The organism is Arthrobacter sp. K4-10C (genome assembly GCF_059090085.1).
This window is the reverse complement of record NZ_JBNHFI010000002.1, coordinates 383,539-400,523: the sequence shown is the minus strand read 5'-3', so window position 1 is coordinate 400,523 and position 16,985 is coordinate 383,539. Positions and strand designations below refer to the sequence as shown.

15 protein-coding genes are annotated in these 16,985 nt (G+C 67.2%); 2 read left to right on the top strand and 13 right to left on the bottom strand.

Annotated features, from left to right (window positions below):
- Nucleotides 1-406 precede the first annotated feature (406 nt).
- The 3 genes from tyrS to AC5RUU_RS04510 are packed head-to-tail and all read right to left on the bottom strand — an operon-like array spanning nt 407 to nt 4,742.
- Nucleotides 407-1,720: a tyrosine--tRNA ligase gene (gene tyrS, locus AC5RUU_RS04520; protein ID WP_493974010.1), complete on the bottom strand. Its 1,314-nt coding sequence runs from the start codon at nt 1,718-1,720 to the stop codon at nt 407-409.
- A gap of 34 nt (nt 1,721-1,754) precedes the next feature.
- Nucleotides 1,755-3,983 (bottom strand): HelD family protein, encoded by a 2,229-nt coding sequence (locus AC5RUU_RS04515; protein ID WP_493974009.1) that lies wholly within the window; start codon nt 3,981-3,983, stop codon nt 1,755-1,757.
- A gap of 51 nt (nt 3,984-4,034) precedes the next feature.
- On the bottom strand, nt 4,035-4,742 hold the full coding sequence (locus AC5RUU_RS04510) for a DNA-3-methyladenine glycosylase (protein ID WP_493974008.1): 708 nt from the start codon (nt 4,740-4,742) through the stop codon (nt 4,035-4,037).
- 112 nt (nt 4,743-4,854) lie between these two features.
- Between AC5RUU_RS04510 and AC5RUU_RS04505 the strand changes: the two genes are divergently transcribed.
- The gene (locus tag AC5RUU_RS04505; RefSeq protein ID WP_493974007.1) at nt 4,855-6,336 is read left to right on the top strand and encodes an AlkA N-terminal domain-containing protein; all 1,482 of its coding nucleotides are present in this window, start codon (nt 4,855-4,857) and stop codon (nt 6,334-6,336) included.
- Nucleotides 6,333-6,827, top strand: coding sequence for a methylated-DNA--[protein]-cysteine S-methyltransferase (locus AC5RUU_RS04500; protein ID WP_493974006.1), 495 nt, complete (start codon nt 6,333-6,335; stop codon nt 6,825-6,827). Before AC5RUU_RS04505 ends, AC5RUU_RS04500 begins: the two co-directional genes overlap by 4 nt.
- A 1-nt stretch (nt 6,828) precedes the next feature.
- Here AC5RUU_RS04500 and AC5RUU_RS04495 read toward each other — a convergent pair whose 3' ends face one another.
- From AC5RUU_RS04495 to argC, 10 genes are all read right to left on the bottom strand, one after another.
- Nucleotides 6,829-7,590, bottom strand: a complete 762-nt coding sequence (locus AC5RUU_RS04495; protein ID WP_493974005.1) for a maleylpyruvate isomerase family mycothiol-dependent enzyme — start codon at nt 7,588-7,590, stop codon at nt 6,829-6,831.
- Between the two features lie 10 nt (nt 7,591-7,600).
- Nucleotides 7,601-8,137, bottom strand: coding sequence for a pyridoxine/pyridoxamine 5'-phosphate oxidase (locus AC5RUU_RS04490; RefSeq protein ID WP_493974004.1), 537 nt, complete (start codon nt 8,135-8,137; stop codon nt 7,601-7,603).
- 84 nt (nt 8,138-8,221) lie between these two features.
- Nucleotides 8,222-9,637 carry an argininosuccinate lyase gene (gene argH, locus AC5RUU_RS04485; protein ID WP_493974003.1) on the bottom strand — a complete coding sequence of 472 codons (1,416 nt, stop codon included), beginning with the start codon at nt 9,635-9,637 and terminating at the stop codon, nt 8,222-8,224.
- Nucleotides 9,637-10,842, bottom strand: coding sequence for an argininosuccinate synthase (locus AC5RUU_RS04480; protein ID WP_493974002.1), 1,206 nt, complete (start codon nt 10,840-10,842; stop codon nt 9,637-9,639). Before AC5RUU_RS04480 ends, argH begins: the two co-directional genes overlap by 1 nt.
- A gap of 46 nt (nt 10,843-10,888) precedes the next feature.
- Nucleotides 10,889-11,419 carry an arginine repressor gene (locus AC5RUU_RS04475; RefSeq protein ID WP_493974001.1) on the bottom strand — a complete coding sequence of 177 codons (531 nt, stop codon included), beginning with the start codon at nt 11,417-11,419 and terminating at the stop codon, nt 10,889-10,891.
- On the bottom strand, nt 11,419-12,423 hold the full coding sequence (gene argF, locus AC5RUU_RS04470; protein WP_493974000.1) for an ornithine carbamoyltransferase: 1,005 nt from the start codon (nt 12,421-12,423) through the stop codon (nt 11,419-11,421). Before argF ends, AC5RUU_RS04475 begins: the two co-directional genes overlap by 1 nt.
- Nucleotides 12,420-13,694: an acetylornithine transaminase gene (locus AC5RUU_RS04465; RefSeq protein WP_493973999.1), complete on the bottom strand. Its 1,275-nt coding sequence runs from the start codon at nt 13,692-13,694 to the stop codon at nt 12,420-12,422. The genes argF and AC5RUU_RS04465 overlap by 4 nt, the downstream gene beginning before the upstream one ends.
- Entirely contained in the window at nt 13,691-14,650 is a 960-nt protein-coding gene (gene argB / locus AC5RUU_RS04460; RefSeq protein ID WP_493973998.1) for an acetylglutamate kinase, read from the bottom strand. Before argB ends, AC5RUU_RS04465 begins: the two co-directional genes overlap by 4 nt.
- Nucleotides 14,651-14,690: 40 nt before the next feature.
- Nucleotides 14,691-15,857 carry a bifunctional glutamate N-acetyltransferase/amino-acid acetyltransferase ArgJ gene (argJ, locus tag AC5RUU_RS04455; RefSeq protein WP_493973997.1) on the bottom strand — a complete coding sequence of 389 codons (1,167 nt, stop codon included), beginning with the start codon at nt 15,855-15,857 and terminating at the stop codon, nt 14,691-14,693.
- Complete coding sequence (gene argC / locus AC5RUU_RS04450; RefSeq protein ID WP_493973996.1) at nt 15,854-16,897, bottom strand: N-acetyl-gamma-glutamyl-phosphate reductase; 1,044 nt, start codon at nt 16,895-16,897, stop codon at nt 15,854-15,856. Before argC ends, argJ begins: the two co-directional genes overlap by 4 nt.
- Nucleotides 16,898-16,985: the final 88 nt, after the last annotated feature.

Genomic DNA, 16,985 nt, shown 5'->3' with positions numbered 1-16,985 from the left:
ACCCACAGGGGCGGGCAGCCCGATCAATTCAACCAATCAAAAAACAATCGGTATCAACAAACTTGGCACACTATTGAGTTCTCAAACAACAGACACATTCGAATATTCCCGAAACAAATTCTAAATGAATTCTCGTTCGTATTTCTTCGCTGCGATGTTTCAATCTTATTTCATTCGCATTCACTTTTGCAAGTCCGGAAGTTTTCCCGGAATTCACTCGATGAAGCGAATCCACCCAGCAAAAAGCGAAACATTTCTTCCATCAGAGCGGTGCTCCGGTAAGAATTGCTTCTCATTTATTGGGGGTTTGTCACCGCTCAGCGGCGGCGACTCAGAAAACAATACACGCCCCTCCGTGGCCGTGCAAATCGGCACCGAAGGGGCGTGCATGGAGGGAGATCCGCTGTTACGGAACCAGGACTTCCACGGTGGCCAGGTTCTTCTTGCCACGGCGAAGCAGCAGGTACTGGCCGTGCAGGAGTTCGTCCTCGGAAATGACGGCTTCAGGGTCGAGAACCTTTTCGTTGTTGACGTAGGCGCCGCCTTCACCAACAGTGCGGCGGGCTGCCGACTTGCTCTCCGACAATCCGGACGCAACCAGCAGGTCCACGATCCCGAGCTCATCCACCTGGACAGTGGCGGAAGGAAGTTCGGACGTGGCGGCCTGCAGGGTCGGCTTGTCCAAGGCAGCGAGATCGCCGTTTCCGAACAATGCGGCCGAAGCGGCAATGACCTTTTCGGTGGCTTCCACCCCGTGGACCAACGAAGTCACTTCAAAGGCGAGCTTCCGCTGGCCCTCGCGGGCAAACGGACGCTCCGCCACCGCGACTGCGATCTCCTCGATCTCGGCGCGGGTCAGGAAGGTAAACACCTTCAGCCTGTCCACAACATCTGCATCCGCAGTGTTGAGCCAGAACTGGTAGAAGGCGTACGGGCTGCACATGCCGGCGTCGAGCCAGATGGCGTTGCCTTCACTCTTGCCGAACTTGCTTCCGTCAGAGTTGGTGATCAGCGGGGTGCCCAGGGCATGGACGCTCTTGCCCTCCACCTTCCGGATGAGCTCGGTTCCGCTGGTCAGGTTCCCCCACTGGTCGGAGCCGCCGGTCTGCAGCACGCAGCCGTAGGCCCGGTAGAGCTCCAGGTAGTCCATGCCCTGCAGGATCTGGTAGCTGAACTCGGTGTAGCTGATGCCTTCGTCGGAGTTGAGCCGCGAGGCTACGGCATCCTTGCGAAGCATGGTGCCCACCCGGAAGTGCTTGCCCACCTCCCGCAGGAAGTCGATGGCGCTCAGCGGCGCCGTCCAGTCCAGGTTGTTGACCATCTGCGCGGCGTTGTCGCCCTCGAAGCTAAGGAAGCGGCGTACCTGCGCCTGCAGATAACCGACCCATTCGGCCACGGTTTCCTTGGTGTTCAGGGTGCGCTCGGCAGTGGGTCGGGGATCGCCGATCATGCCGGTGGAGCCGCCCACGAGTCCCAGGGGCTTGTGCCCGGCCAGCTGCAGCCGCCGCATGACGAGCAGCTGGACCAGGTTGCCCAGGTGCAGGCTCGGCGCGGTGGGATCGAAACCGCAATAGTACGTGACCGGTCCGCCGGCGAGGAGCTTTTCGAGCTCAGCTTCGTCCGTGGAGACGTGGACGAGGCCACGCCACTTCAGCTCTTGCCAGATATTGGCAAAAGTGGGGTCGTTCTGTTGCGATTCGAGGCTGTTGATAACTGGCACGCCTTCTAAGTTAGCAGTATCGGGACCCGCCGGATCAGCGGACGATACCGTCGGGAACAGGTTCGGCGGCAATCAACCGCAGCCGCTGCGTGGCGCGCGTCATGGCCACGTAGAGGTCGCCTACCTTGCCGTGCTCGTGGTTGAGCATCTTGGCCGGTTCCAGGACCACCACGCCGTCGAACTCCAGGCCCTTGGCTTCGCGGGGGCTGATGACCACGATGTCCTGTTCATAGCTGCCGGCGCCCGTGCCGATGCGGCGCCCGTACGCGGCGCGCAGGGCTGCGGCGGCTTCCGGCAGGAGGTTCCCGTCGGCAATGACCGCGAGCAGGCCGCCGTCGAGCGCGTCAAGCTCCTCCGGCAGGACCTCCACCAGCCGGTCAACCAAGCCGTCCGGAGCGACTTCATCGATGACGGGCGACCAGCGCCCCTCCCGCACAGCCTTGGGGGCGGACACCACCAGGCCGGCGGCATTCGCCATCCGGACGGCGGCCTCGGCAATCTGGGACGGGGTGCGGTAGTTGACTGTCAGCTCCTCCAGCTGCCAGCGTTCACCGAACATCGGCGCAAGCGCGCCCTGCCAGGAATTGGCGCCGGCCACGGAGCTGGTCTGGGCAATGTCGCCCACGATGGTGAAGGACTTCAGGGGGCAGCGGCGGACCAGGAGCCGCCACTGCATGGGGGAAAGTTCCTGCGCCTCGTCCACCACGATGTGCCCGAAGGCCCAGGTGCGGTCGCTGGTGGCACGTTCGGCCGCGGTCAGCCGTGCCTCGCGTTCCTGGTTCTGCTCCATCAGGTCTTCGGCAGTCATCAGGGCGTCAACCCCGGCGGTCTCCATGTTGACCAGCGTCTGTTTCGCGTTCGCCAGGTCGCGGGCGCGGTCGTGCTCCTGCTGCGCCAATCCGCGGCCGGCAGCCGCGTCCAGTTCACCCAGCAGTTCGGCAGCCTCGTCCAGCAGGGGCACGTCAGATTCCGTCCACGGAGCGTCCGCCGGCCGCAACAGCAGCGCACGCTCGGCCGGGGTCAGGTTGGGCGTGCAGAATTCCAGCACGGCCGGCTTGCTGAACAGGTCGGAGATCAGCTTCTCCGGGGTCATGGGCATCCAGCACAGGTTCAGGGCGATGCGGACATCCCGTGCCGTGCGGACATCCTCGGCGAGGTAGGAACGGTCAGCGTTGTTGCCGATGTTTCCCGCCTCGACCAGCTCGGTCATCTGCTCCGTCAGCTCGCGCAGAAGGATCTTGACGAACGTCACCCGGGCCTCGTTGTACGGCTTGCCGGTGGAGCGGGCGCGCTCCCGGGCCCGGCGCACCTGCCGGGGTGTCAGCACCAGCTTGCGCCCGTCCACTTCGAGGATCCGGTTCTCGGCGGGAATCCGCTGGCGGTTGGATACGGCGTTCGCCACAACCTCCGCCATGTCCAGGCGGCCCTTGAGTGCTGCAACATCGGCGTCCTGCTCCGGGATGGCATGGATGCCGGGCATGAGGCGGCCAAGGCTGGCCATGACCACGCCGGTCTCACCGAGTGAGGGCAGCACCCGTTCGATGTATTTCATAAACGACGACGACGGTCCCACCAGGAGCACGCCTGCACTCTTGAGCCGGTCGCGGTGGGTGTAGAGCAGGTAGGCCGCGCGGTGCAGCGCCACGGCGGTCTTGCCGGTGCCGGGACCGCCCTGGACCACCAGCGCACCGGAGATGGAGGACCGGATAATGCGGTCCTGTTCCGACTGGATGGTGCTGACGATGTCCGACATGCGGCCGGTGCGCTTGGAGTTCAGGGCCGCGAGAAGGGCGCCCTCACCCTGCAGCGACTCGTTGTCCGCCAGCATCCCGGCGTCCAGGACGTCGTCCTCAATGGCCTTGACCTCGCGGCCTTGCAGGATCAGGTGCCGGCGGCGGCGCACACCCTGCCGGTCGAATGCAGTGGCCTGGTAGAAGTGGCCGGCTTCGGGCGCGCGCCAGTCAACCATCAGGCGCTGCAGGTCCTCAGTGGTGAGGCCGATGCGCCCGATGTACTGCGCTTCGCCGGAGTCCAGGTCCAGGCGCCCGAAGACCAGCCGGTCATCCACGGCGTCCAGCTGCGCCAGGCGATCCTCATACAGTGCGGCGAACGCGTCGCGTTCGGAAACGTTCTGCATGGTGCCTACTGCCCCGGCCCGCCGGACTTGCGCCAACTGCCGGCGCTTTTCCTCGCGGAGCTCCTCCAACCGGGCGTACAGGCCGGCTACATACTCCCGTTCGTGGGCCAAATCGGCGTCAAGCATTAACGTTCCCCTATCGCAAAAGACAGACCTACCATTCTACAACCATTTCGCTTAACGCTGATGAAACGTGGACCGGCCCGGTTGTGCCCTGCCGGGAGTGGCCACCTTTGGCTTCCGGGTCCTGGGTTTCGCGGCCTTGTACTTGGAGACTGTCGGGTCCCCGGTGAGCCAGAAGCGCCAGGCGTACTCATCGGATCCGCCGGCTCCGGCCACCCCCACCCGCGGACCGGAACTGACCTGCCGGGGCGGCGCCGGCGGAAGCACCAGCCCGAACGGCGGGACGAGGGCGTCGCGTCCGCTGTCCGCCGTCGTCAGTCCCAGCGCTTTGGCCAGCCGGGCAGGACCGCTGGCGAGGTCGGCAGGGCTCCTGGACGTCGTCCGGCGCCGCTGTGCCAGCTCAAGCCCCTCCACAATTTCACCCGCCCGCAGCAGCAGGGCCGAGGCAATACCCTCCGGCCCGCAGACAATGTTCGTGCAGTGGTGCATGCCGTAGGTGAAGTAGACATACAGGTGGCCGGCGGGGCCGAACATGGGCGCGTTGCGGGGGGTGGGGCCGCGGAACGTGTGCGAGCCCGGGTCCGGGTGCAGCGAATCCTCCGGCCCCAGGTAGGCCTCGACCTCGGTCAGCCTGACGGATACCGGACCTTCACGGGAATCGTGCCTGAGGACAGCCCCGAGCAGCAGCGGGGCCAGCTCGCGGGCATCGCCCGAGAGGATCTCCCGCAGCGGCGGTCGGGCCGACAGGGGCTTTTCATCCATGGCCAGACCTTACCCACATCCTGATGATTCACCCCCGGCACCGCCGCGAAGAAGCCACGGCCGTGTCCGATTTCCGCTAGTAGGTGCTGCCGGGGACTGGCAGGATGGAGTCATGGACTTCTGGCAGCGCTACCGGGCAATCGACGCCCGGGACACCCGTTTCGACGGGCAGTTTTACACCGCCGTCCGGACCACCGGGATCTACTGCCGCCCCTCCTGCCCGGCCCGCACACCCAAGGCCTCCAACGTCACCTTTTATGAGACCTCCGCGGCGGCGCACGACGCCGGCTACCGGGCCTGCAAGCGGTGCCTCCCCGAGGCGGTCCCGGGCACGCCGGCCTGGAACATCCGCCAGGATGTCGCCGGGAGGGCCATGCGCCTCATCAACGACGGTGTCATCAACAGGGACGGTGTGGAGGGCCTCGCTGCCCGGCTGGGCTATTCGTCGCGCCAGCTGAACCGGATCCTTACGCATGAACTGGGCGCCGGCCCGTTGTCGCTGGCCAGGGCCGGACGGGCACAGACTGCCCGCACCCTGCTGGTTTCCACACCCATGAAGCTGGCTGATATCGCTTTTGCCGCCGGTTTCAGCAGTGTCCGGCAGTTCAACGAAACCATGCTCGAGGTGTTCGACATGACGCCCACTGCACTGCGGCACACCGGCCGGAAGACGAAAGCCGCGGGAGCAGCCACCGCGCTGACCCTCAGCCTCCCCTACCGCAAACCGTTCGACCCCGGCATCTTCACCTTCCTGGCGGTACGCGCAATCCCGGGAATCGAGGCAGGCACGGCCACCTCCTACGCCCGGACCCTGCGGCTGCCCCACGGCGACGCACGCTTCAGGGTTGAGTACGACGCCGGAGCACGGGAGCGGCCCCTGACGCTGACCATCGGCGCGGTGGACCTGCGCGACCTTCCGGCGCTGCTGAGCCGTGTCCGGCGGTTGTTCGATCTTGACGCGGATCCGGAGGCCATCGACGGCGCGCTGGCCGGGGACAGCCGGCTGGCCGCTGCCGTCGCGGAAGCGCCAGGCATCAGGATGCCGGGCGCGCTGGATCCCCAGGAGCTCCTGGTGCGGGCAATGGTGGGGCAGCAAATCACCGTGGCGGCGGCCCGGACCGCGCTGACCCAGCTGTCCGCGGCCGGCAGTGCCAGCAGCGTCCCGGGAGACGGACTGGACCGGCTCTTTCCCACGTCCGCCCAGGTCGCGGAGGCGGGACACCTGCTGCGCGGGCCGCGGCGCAGGACAGAGTCGCTCCTCTCTGCTGCCGCTGCCATGGCGGAAGGACGCCTCGACCCCAGTTATGGCGATGACCTGGCCGGCCTCACTGCCAAACTGCTGCCGCTGCCGGGCGTCGGGCCCTGGACCGTGGGCTACGCAGCCATGCGGATTCTGGGTGCACCCGACGTCTTTCTCGCAAACGACGCCGCCGTACGGAACGGGATTCGCGCCCTTTCCGGGGGAAGCGGCATGACTCCGGACTTCCAGGAAGTCAGCCCATGGCGTTCCTACGCCACCATGCACCTGTGGCGGGCTGCCGCCGCGCCCAAAGCCCTTGCCGCAAGCGGCATTCCCCCGAAAGCGATGCCATGAACGCCCAACTGCTCACGATGTCCACGCCGGACGGACCCTTCACCATCCTTGCCCGGGAGGGACTGGTCCTCGCCTCAGGCTGGACTGCAGATCCCGGGGATCTGACCACCCAGGTCCATCCGGCTCTGCGCCCCGAAACCGTCGAGTACGCCACAAACCTCGGTGCGATCTCCCTCGCGGTGGAGGCCTATTACGACGGCGACGCCGGCCCGGCCATGGACGTTCCGGTCCTGCAGCGGTCGGGTCCGTTCCGCGTCCACGCCTGGGACGTGCTCCGGCAGGTTAAGCCCGGCTATCCGGTCACGTATACGGAGTACGCCGCCTTGGCGGGCAACCCCAAGGCCGTCCGGGCGGCCGCCAGCGCCTGCGCCTTCAATGCCGCAGCCCTGTTCGTGCCGTGCCACCGGGTGGTCCGCACCGACGGTTCATTGGGCGGGTTCCGCTGGGGCCTGCCGGTGAAGGAAAGCCTGCTGGCCCGCGAAGCAATCTGAGCTATTTGGCAGCGGGCGTTCCCGCCGGCCACGGCAGCAGCTCCGGCAGGTCGGTGCCGTCGGCGGCTGCGGAGGCGCGCAAGCTGCCGAGTGACGGCTCCCGGCCGGCCAGCCACGCGGCGATGTCCGTGATCATCCCGCTGATCACGGTGGACTTATTGCCGCTGCCGATGCTCACCGGCGTCAGTCCCAGTGGCTGCAGCACCAGCTTGTCCTCCGGGGGCACGCGGGCCGCGAGGAACTCGAACAGGTGCTGGCAGAACGGCTGGCTCCAGGTTTCCGGTCCCCTGCCCGTCTGCAGGTCTGAGGCATGGATGACGAGTTCGCGCCAGAGCGCCAGGCCGCCGTCAAGTACCACTCCCCCGCGGTAGGTGATGGGGGCCCACCAGCCAATGCGGTTGGCCGAGGAATCCTTGACGCCCGGCAGCGCATCGAAGTCCTTGAGGACCCGCTCCAGTGCGGCGGTCAAGTCTGCGAGGTGGGTGGCGGCGTCATGACCGGCGGCCATCTCGATGGCTTTGTTCCGGCCGTCCATGCCGCCGTCGTACAGCTCGATGGTTTCGCCCCGGGCTGCATACTCGAGTTGCCTGGCCATGGCGTTGGAGATCCCGGTGAGATGGGCGAGGACATGTCCCCGTGTCCAGCCCGGAAGGGCCGAGGGAGCACGTACATCCTCGTCACTGAACTTCGCAGCATCAGCGGCAACATTGTCTGCGGCATTGTGGAGCGCTGCGAGCAGGTCATCGGGTGCGGGAGAGGCCATGGCGCTCATCCTAACCCGCTGGAACGCCGTCCGGACCCAGGCGGTGCCGGACGTGCTCACCGCCGTTACTGCCCTGCCAGAACTCGAACTCCGTCGGCTGGACTGCGTAAAGCTGCCAGTTTGGGTTGGTGCTGCCGTCGGCACGCGGCCGCTCTGCCCAGTCCCGGGCGGACGACTCGGCGGACAGCCGAACCACCGGTCCGGCCACCCGGACCTGCCGTCCCATGGAAGCCCAGTAGAAGTTCATGGCGGCCTGGGGGACAATGTCGAGTTCCTGTCCCTTGCGAGAGGTGCGGGATGTGGCGAAATGCCAGCCGTCGCCGTCGATGTTCTTCAGGATCAGCATCCTCGACGACGGCTGCTGCCCGGCGCTGACGGTGGCAAGACTGAAGGCGTGCGGCTGCTGCTCACCCGCGTCCAGCGCCTCGTCCAGCCACTGCTTGAACAGCTCCACGGGGTTCCGCGGAGCACTGGCCGGATCAAAGCCGGGAAGGTCAGCCGGAAAGTCGGGCAAGGCGCGAAGGAACTTCCGCAACGTTTCGCTCATGTGCTCCAGCTTAAGCGCCGCGGGATGGCACTTCCCGGCAATTGTTGTGGAAAACGTTGCCGGGAAGTGCCATCCCGCGAGGTCTTAGCCTGCGTACTCCCGCACGCCGGCAAGCTCGCCCTCGAGGGCGGCCAACTGGCGTTCGACGGCGGCCGGCGCCGTTCCGCCTTGGGAGTTGCGGCTGTTAAGCGAGCCCTCCGTGGACAGGACCGTGCGGACCTCCGGCGTGAGGTGCGCCGAAATTGCCGCATACTCGTCGTCGGTCAGGTCCCACAGCTCAACGCCGCGGGACTCGGCCTGCTTGACGGCCGCGCCGGACAGCTCGTGCGCTTCGCGGAACGGCACGCCCTGCCGGACCAGCCATTCGGCGATGTCCGTGGCCAGCGCGAAGCCCTGCGGCGCCAGGGACTCCATCCGTTCGGTGTTGAAGGTCAGGGTGGCGATCATCCCGGAGACGGCCGGCAGCAGCAGCTCCAGGGTGTCTGCGGCGTCGAACACCGGTTCCTTGTCCTCCTGCAGGTCCCGGTTGTACGCGAGCGGAAGCCCCTTGAGGGTGGCAAGCAGGCCGGTCAGGTTGCCGATCAGGCGCCCTGCCTTGCCGCGGGCCAGCTCCGCCACGTCCGGGTTCTTCTTCTGCGGCATGATCGAGGACCCGGTGGAGTACGAGTCATGCAGCGTGACGAAGGAGAACTCCTTGGTGGCCCAGAAGATCACTTCCTCCGAAATCCTGGAGAGGTCCACGCCGATCATGGAGCACACCCAGGCGAACTCGGCGAAGACGTCGCGCGACGCCGTGCCGTCGATGGAGTTGTGGACAGCGGAGTAGAAGCCAAGGTCCGCGGCCACCGCCTCCGGGTCAAGGCCCAGCGAGGACCCGGCCAGGGCGCCGGAGCCGTACGGGGAGACACCGGCCCGCTTGTCCCAGTCCTGCAGCCGCTGCACATCGCGCAGCAGAGCCCAGGCGTGGGCCAGCAGGTGGTGGCTAAGCAGGACCGGCTGGGCGTGCTGCAGGTGGGTGCGGCCCGGCATGGCCACGCCGTGGTGCGCCTTGGCCTGGTCCACCAGGGCGTCCACCGTGTCCAGCACGCCGCGCGCGATGATCCGGGCGTGGTCGCGCAGGAACATCCGGCCCAGGGTTGCCACCTGGTCGTTGCGCGACCGGCCGGCGCGGAGCTTGCCGCCCAGCTGGGCACCGGCCCGCTCGATGAGCCCGCGTTCCAGGGAACCATGGACGTCCTCGTCGGACTCCGCCGGCAGGTAGGCGCCCGAGGCGACATCCTCGTCAAGCTGTGCCAAGGCGTCGAGCATGCCTTCCAGCTCGCCGGCGTCGAGCAGGCCCGCTTTGTGCAGCACGCGGGCATGTGCCTTGGAGCCGGCAATGTCATAGCGTGCCAGCCGCCAGTCGAAGTGCGTGGACTTGCTCAGGGCTGCGAGGGCGTCCGCGGGGCCGCCCGCGAACCGGCCGCCCCACAGCGCGCCTTCATTGGTTGCCGACGCCATTACTTCCCTGCGACCCGGATGTCGCGGCCGGAAGCCACCTTGGCGGACATGCCCCACAGTTCGATGAAGCCGCGGGCCATGGACTGGTCGAAGGTGTCGCCGGTGTCGTAGGTGGCCAGGTTGAAGTCGTACAGGGAGGTGTCGGAGCGGCGGCCGTTCACGATGGCCTGGCCGCCGTGGAGGGTCATGCGGATGTCGCCGGAGACGTACTTCTGGGTGTCGTCGATGAAGGCGTCCAGGGAGCGCTTCAGCGGGGAGAACCACTGGCCGTCGTAGACCAGCTCGGCCCAGCGCTGGCCCACGGTGGCCTTGAAGCGGGCCTGTTCACGCTCGATGGTGATGTCCTCAAGGTGCTTGTGCGCGGTGATCAGGGCCATGGCGCCGGGGGCCTCGTAGATTTCGCGGGACTTGATGCCCACCAGGCGGTCCTCGACGACGTCGATCCGGCCCACGCCCTGGGCGCCGGCCCGGCGGTTGAGTTCCTTGATGGCCTGCAGCGGGGTGACCCGGACGCCGTCGATCGCTACCGGCACGCCGGCTTCGAAGGAGATGATGACCTCATCGGGTGCCGGCGGGAACTCCGGGGTGGCGGTGTAGTCGTAGATGTCCTTGGTGGGGGCGTTCCAGATGTCCTCCAGGTAGCCGGTTTCCACGGCGCGGCCCCAGACGTTCTGGTCGATCGAGTACGGGTTCTTCTTGGTGGTCTCGATGGGCAGGCCCTTTTCCTCGGCGAAGGCGATGGCCTTGTCCCGGGTCAGGGCGAGGTCGCGGACCGGGGCGATGCACTTCAGGTCCGGACCGAGGGTCTGGATGCCCACTTCGAAGCGGACCTGGTCGTTGCCCTTGCCGGTGCAGCCGTGGGCAACGGTGGTGGCGCCGAATTCGCGGGCGGCCTTCACCAGGTGCTTGACGATCACCGGGCGGGAGATGGCGGACACCAGCGGGTAGTGGCCCTGGTAGAGGGCGTTCGCCTTCAGGGTGGGGACGCAGTACTCGTTGGCGAACTCGTCGGACGCGTCTGCCACGTAGGCTTCGACGGCGCCACAGCCCAGGGCGCGCTGGCGGATTGTCTCCAGCGACTCGCCGCCCTGTCCGACGTCGACTGCCACGGCGATGACCTCGGCGCCGGTGGCTTCGCCGATCCAGCCGATGGCTACGGACGTGTCCAGGCCGCCTGAGTAGGCCAGCACAATGCGTTCAGTCACTTCACATGCTCCTTTGTGGGGGGGTGTATCGATATTGTCTTCAAGCTTATTGCCCGGCTTCCTCAGCCAATTGCAGGAAGCGGGCTGCGAGGTCCTGGCCGCCCTGCGGGTCCCGGGAGACCAGCAGCACGGTGTCGTCGCCGGCGATTGTCCCCAGGATGGAGGGCATCACCGAGTGGTCGATGGCCAGAGCCAGGAAGTTCGCGGCACCCGGCGGGGTCCGGAGAACCACGATGTTGGCCGACGCTTCCGCCGTGACCAGCAGCTCGCTGCACAGCCGGGCGAGCCGGGCGTCCAGGATCTCCTGGCTCACGCCGGTCTTGGCGGCACGCTCGCCCCCTTCGCCGGGGACTGCGTACACCAGGACGCCTTCTTTGCCCCGGACCCTGACGGCCCCGAGTTCCACCAGGTCCCGGGACAAGGTGGCCTGGGTGACCTGCACGCCGTCGTCAGCGAGCAGGGCCGCAAGCTCCGCCTGGGAACGCACCGACTGGTTCGTCAGGATGGCGGTGATGCGGGCCTGGCGGGCAGTCTTCGTGGCCGGGCTGGAGCCCGGGGACACGGGCTGGGCGGTCACTAGAACGTGCTCTCCCCGGTGCCTTCGACGGGAGCCAGTCCGTCGACGAAGGCAAGGCCGGAGCGGTGCATGAGCCAGGCCATCAGGGCCTTCTGGGCGTGGAGCCGGTTTTCCGCCTCGTCCCAGACGATGGACTGCGGGCCGTCGATGACACCGGCGGAGATTTCGTAGCCCCGGTAGGCCGGGAGGCAGTGCAGCACGACGGCGTCATGCGCAGCGAGTGCCATGGCTTCCTCATCCACCGAGTAGTTCCGGAACAGCTGCATCCGGGCTTCCTTCTCGGCTTCCTGGCCCATGGACACCCAGGTGTCGGTGGCCACCACGTCGGCGCCCTGGAGGGCTTTTGCGGCGTCGGCGGTGATCAGGACCGAGCCGCCGGTGAGGGCGGCCCGTTCCTCGGCAGCGGCCACGATGTCCGCAGCGGGCAGGTAGCCTTCGGGGCCCGCGATGCGGACGTGCATACCGGCGGTAACCCCGGCCAGCAGGTAGGAGTTCGCCATGTTGTTGGCGGCGTCGCCGAGGTAGCTCATGGTGAGCCCCTTGAGCCTGCCCTTGTGCTCTTTCACGGTCAGCAGGTCCGCCAGGAGCTGGCAAGGGTGGTAGTCGTCGCAGAGCGCGTTGATGACCGGGACCCGGGAGTTCTCCGCCATCGCCGTCAGCCCGGCATGCGCGCCGGTGCGCCAGACGATCGTGGAGACCATCCGCTCCAGGACCTTCGCGGTGTCCTCCACGGATTCCTTGTGGCCGATCTGTGCCTCACCCGGGTTGATGATCAGGGCGTTGCCGCCCATGTCGGCAATGCCGGTGGCAAAGGAGACCCGGGTCCGGGTGGATGTCTTGTCGAAGATCACCGCGACGGTCTTGCGGCCGCCGCCGTCCGCCGCGAAGGGCTGGACGCTGTAGGGGGCAGCCTTCATGCGGACAGCCAGCTCCAGGACCTCTGCCTGCTCGGCAGGGGCCAGGTCAGTGTCCTTGAGGAAGTGCCGGGTAGATGCAGGAGTCACTGGGCGTCCTTTGCAGTCTGGAGGATTGCCGGGAAGGCGGCGAGGAAGGAGTCTGCCTGCGCCGTGGTGAGGACCAGCGGCGGCGCCAGGCGGATGGTGCGCGGTCCGGGGCTGTTGACGATGAAGCCCGCATCCAGGGCTGCCTGCACCACGGCGGGTGCCACGTCGGTGTCCAGGTCGAAGCCGATCAGCAGGCCTTCGCCCCGGACCTCCGTGATGCCGGGCAGCACGGCAAGCGCGGAGCGGAGGTGCTTGCCCACCGCAGTGGCGTTGGCCAGGACGTGCTGGCTTTCGATGGCGTGCAGGGTGGCGAGCGCGGCGGCGGTCGCCACCGGGTTGCCGCCGAAGGTGGTGCCGTGCTGGCCGGCGGACAGCAACGACGATGTCTGCCCGCCCATCGTCACCAGGGCACCAACGGGGAAGCCGCCGCCCAGGCCCTTGGCCAGGGTGATGGCATCGGGGATGATCCCGGCGTCCTCGCTGGCAAGCCATTTGCCGGTCCGGCCGATGCCGGTCTGGACCTCATCCAGGATCAGGAGTGCACCAACCCTGGCAGTCAGCTCCCGTGCTGCCTGGAGGTACCCTGCGGGCAGGGGACGGACGCCGGCCTCCCCCTGGATCGGCTCCAGGAAGACCGCCGCGACGGTTTCATCAACGGCGGCTTTGAGTGCCTCGACGTCGCCGAACGGGATGTGCACCACACCGCCGGGCAGCGGCTCGAACGGCGCCCGGTAGGCTTCCTTGGCGGTCAGGGCGAGGGCACCCATGGTCCGGCCGTGGAAGGCACCTTCGAGGGCGATGATTTTGGTCCGCTTGGTGTTGCTGCGACCTGTATTGCGGCGGGCGAGCTTGAAGGCTGCTTCATTCGCCTCGGTGCCGGAGTTGGTGAAGAACACTTTGGACCCGGCCGGAGCCTGCGTGAGGGCCAGGAGCTTCTCGGCCAGGGCGATCTGGGTGGGGCTGGTGAAGAAGTTGGAAACGTGGCCCAGGGTGGACAACTGGCTGGCAATGACCGACGTCACGAACGGATGGGCGTGGCCCAGGGCGTTAACGGCAATGCCGCCCAGCAGGTCCAGGTACTCCTTGCCGTCGGCGTCCCACACCAGGCAGCCGGCGCCGCGGACCAGGACGCGCTGCGGGGTACCGAAGACGCCCATGAGCGAGTCCGAGTAGCGGGAGAGCCACTCGGAACCGGCGTGCCCGGTGGTTTCGACCAGTTCCGTCACCGGACTCCGGTGATCGAGCTTGTCCAGGTTCTCCATCGTGTTCATGCGTCCTCTTCCTCGTCGGGGACCACCTGGGTGCCGATTCCGGCGGTGGTGAAGGTTTCCAGAAGCATGGAATGGGGCAACCGCCCGTCCACGATGTGCGCCCGCTCCACGCCCTCGTCGATGGCCTTGAGGCAGGCGGCCATCTTGGGGATCATGCCCGACTCGAGCCGGGGCAGCATGTCCCGCAGCTCGGAGGCCGTGAGGGAGGAGATCAGGGACGACTTGTCCGGCCAGTTGGCGTACAGGCCCTCGACGTCGGTGAGGATTACCAGCTTCGAAGCTCCCAGCGCGGAGGCTACGGCGGCCGCCGCGGTGTCCGCGTTGACGTTCAGCACCTGCCCGGTGGGCTGGAACCGTGCGGCGCCCGCAACGCCGTCACCGCCGTCGACAATTTCCGGTGCCACCGTGGAGATCACCGGGATGCGGCCTGCATCGAGGATGTCCAGGACACCGGTGGGGTCGACGCCGACCACCTCACCGACGAGTCCCAGGTCCACCTCTTCTCCGTCCACGACCGTCCCGGTGCGCACGGCGCGCAGCAGGCCGCCGTCTTCGCCGGACATGCCGACGGCGTAGGGGCCGTGGGAGTTGATGAGGCCCACCAGTTCCCGGCCCACCTGTCCGGTGAGGACCATCCGGACCACGTCCATGGCCTCCGGGGTGGTAACGCGCAGGCCGCCCTTGAATTCTGATTCGATGCCCAGCCGGCCCAGCATGGAGTTGATCTGCGGCCCGCCGCCGTGCACCACCACAGGGTGGATGCCCACGTGGTGCAGGAAGACGATGTCCTCTGCGAACGCCTGGCGGAGTTCGTCGTTGACCATGGCGTTGCCGCCATACTTGACCACCATCGTGGTGCCGGCAAAGCGCTGGATCCAGGGCAGGGCCTCGATCAGCGTCGCGGCCTTGGCCTGGGCGTCGGACATGCTGGTTGTCTCGCGCGTTTGGGTGTTCATGCTGTCTCTTCCGCGGGGATCGGTGATGGATGCGCAGGCGCTAGCTGGAGTACGCGCTGTTCTCGTGCACGTAGTCGTGGGTGAGGTCATTCGTCCAGATGGTTGCTTCCGCGTCGCCGGCCTGCAGGTCGATTTCCACCAGGACCTCGCGGGGTTCCAGGTCTACCAGGCTGCGGTCGTCGCCGATGCTGCCGTTGCGGCAGATCTGGACGCCGTTCATTGCCACGTTGAGCTGGTCCGGCTCGAAGGCGGCGTCGGTAGTGCCCACCGCGGAGAGCACGCGGCCCCAGTTGGGGTCTTTGCCGAAAATCGCTGCCTTGAAGAGGTTGGACCGGGCGACGGAGCGGCTGACGGCCTCGGCGTCTGCTTCGCTGGCAGCGTTGAAGGTCCGGATGGCGATGTCGTGGCTGGCGCCTTCGGCATCCGCGATGAGTTTCCGTGCCAGTTCGGCGCAGACCTTGGTCAGGCCGGTGGTGAAGACCTCTGCGGACGGCACTGCCCCCGAAGCTCCGGAGGACAGCAGGACCACGGTGTCATTGGTGGACATGCAGCCGTCGGAATCGGCACGGTCAAAGGTGACGCGGGTGGAGTCCCGGAGGGCGACGTCGAGCAGTTCCGGTTCCACCGCAGCATCGGTGGTCAGCACCACCAGCATGGTGGCCAGGCCGGGTGCCAGCATGCCGGCTCCCTTCGCGATGCCGCCGATGGTGAATTCCTGGCCGTCCGCGTCGGTGCCGATGAACAGCGCTGACTTGGGCACCGAGTCGGTGGTCATGATGGCGGTACCGGCCGCCGGTCCGCCGTCGGTGCTGAGCGCTGCGGCGGCGGTCTCCACACCTGGGAGGATCTTGTCCATGGGCAGCTGCTCGCCGATCAGGCCGGTAGAGCAGACGAAGACGTCGGTGGCCGAGATCTCCAGGACTTCGGCCACTTTCTCGGCGGTGCTGTGCGTGTTCTGGAAGCCGATGGGCCCGGTGCAGGCGTTGGCGCCGCCGGAGTTCAGTACCACGGCGTCAACCCGGCCGTCGGAGACCACCTGGCGGGACCAATGGACGGGAGCGGCGGCCACACGGTTGCTGGTGAACACGGCTGCGGCGGCCTTGGACGGACCGTCATTGACCACCAGTGCAAGGTCCGGTTTGCCGGAAGCCTTGAGTCCGGCGGTGACGCCGGCGGCCCGGAATCCCTGGGGTGCGGTGATGGTCACGGGGCTACTCCCTGCAGGTCGAGGCCGGCGGTTTCCTGCAGGCCGAGTGCGACGTTCATGGACTGGACGGCGCCACCGGCCGTGCCCTTGGTGAGGTTGTCAATGACGCAGGTGACGATGACGCGGCCCGTGTGGGCGTCGAAGGCCAGCTGCATTGCGGCGTGGTTCGATCCCTGCACGGACTTGGTTCCCGGCCACTGGCCCTCGGGCAGCAGGTGTACGAACGGTTCGTCCTCGTAGGCGTCAGACCAGGCCTGCCGCAGCTGTTCGGCCGTGCTGCCGCCCCCCGCCTGCGGCTTTACCTTCGCCGTTGCCGTGGTCAGGATGCCGCGGCTCATGGGCGCCAGGGTGGGCGTAAAGGACACCGTGACCTGTTCGCCGGCGGCGTTGGACAGCCCCTGCTCGATTTCCGGGGTGTGGCGGTGCCCGCCACCCACGCCGTAGGGGCTCATGGAGCCCATCACTTCGGCGCCGATGAGGTTGACCTTCGCGGCTTTGCCCGCACCGGAGGTGCCGGACGCGGAAACGATGACGACGTCGTCGGGCTGCAGCAGGCCGGCAGCGAAACCGGGCGTCAGGGCAAGCAGGGCGGACGTCGGGTAGCAGCCGGGCACGGCGATGCGCGTCGCGCCCTTGAGCGCCTCGCGCTGGCCCGGCAGCTCGGGAAGGCCATACGGCCAGGTGCCGGCGTGGGCGGACCCGTAGAACTTCTCCCACGCGGCCGGGTCCTGCAGGCGGTGGTCGGCGCCAGCGTCGATCACCACCGTCCCTTCAGGCAGTTGGGCGGCGATCTCTGCGGAGGCGCCGTGCGGCAGCGCCAGGAACACGACGTCGTGGCCTGACAGGTTGTCCACCGTAGTGTCTTCCAGGATGCGGCTGGCGAGCCCGTGCAGGTGGGGCTGTACTTCACCGAGCCGGGACCCGGCGTTGCTGTGGGCCGTGATGGCGCCGATGGTGACGTCCGGATGTCCGGCCAGGAGGCGGAGGACCTCTCCCCCGGCGTACCCGCTGGCGCCAGAGACTGCAACAGAAATAGTCATGCCTTCGACTATACAGCAATAGTTATGCATAGAAGCCGATATTTATACATGGCTTGGTGCCCGGCTTCCGGGTATCCCTAGGATGGTT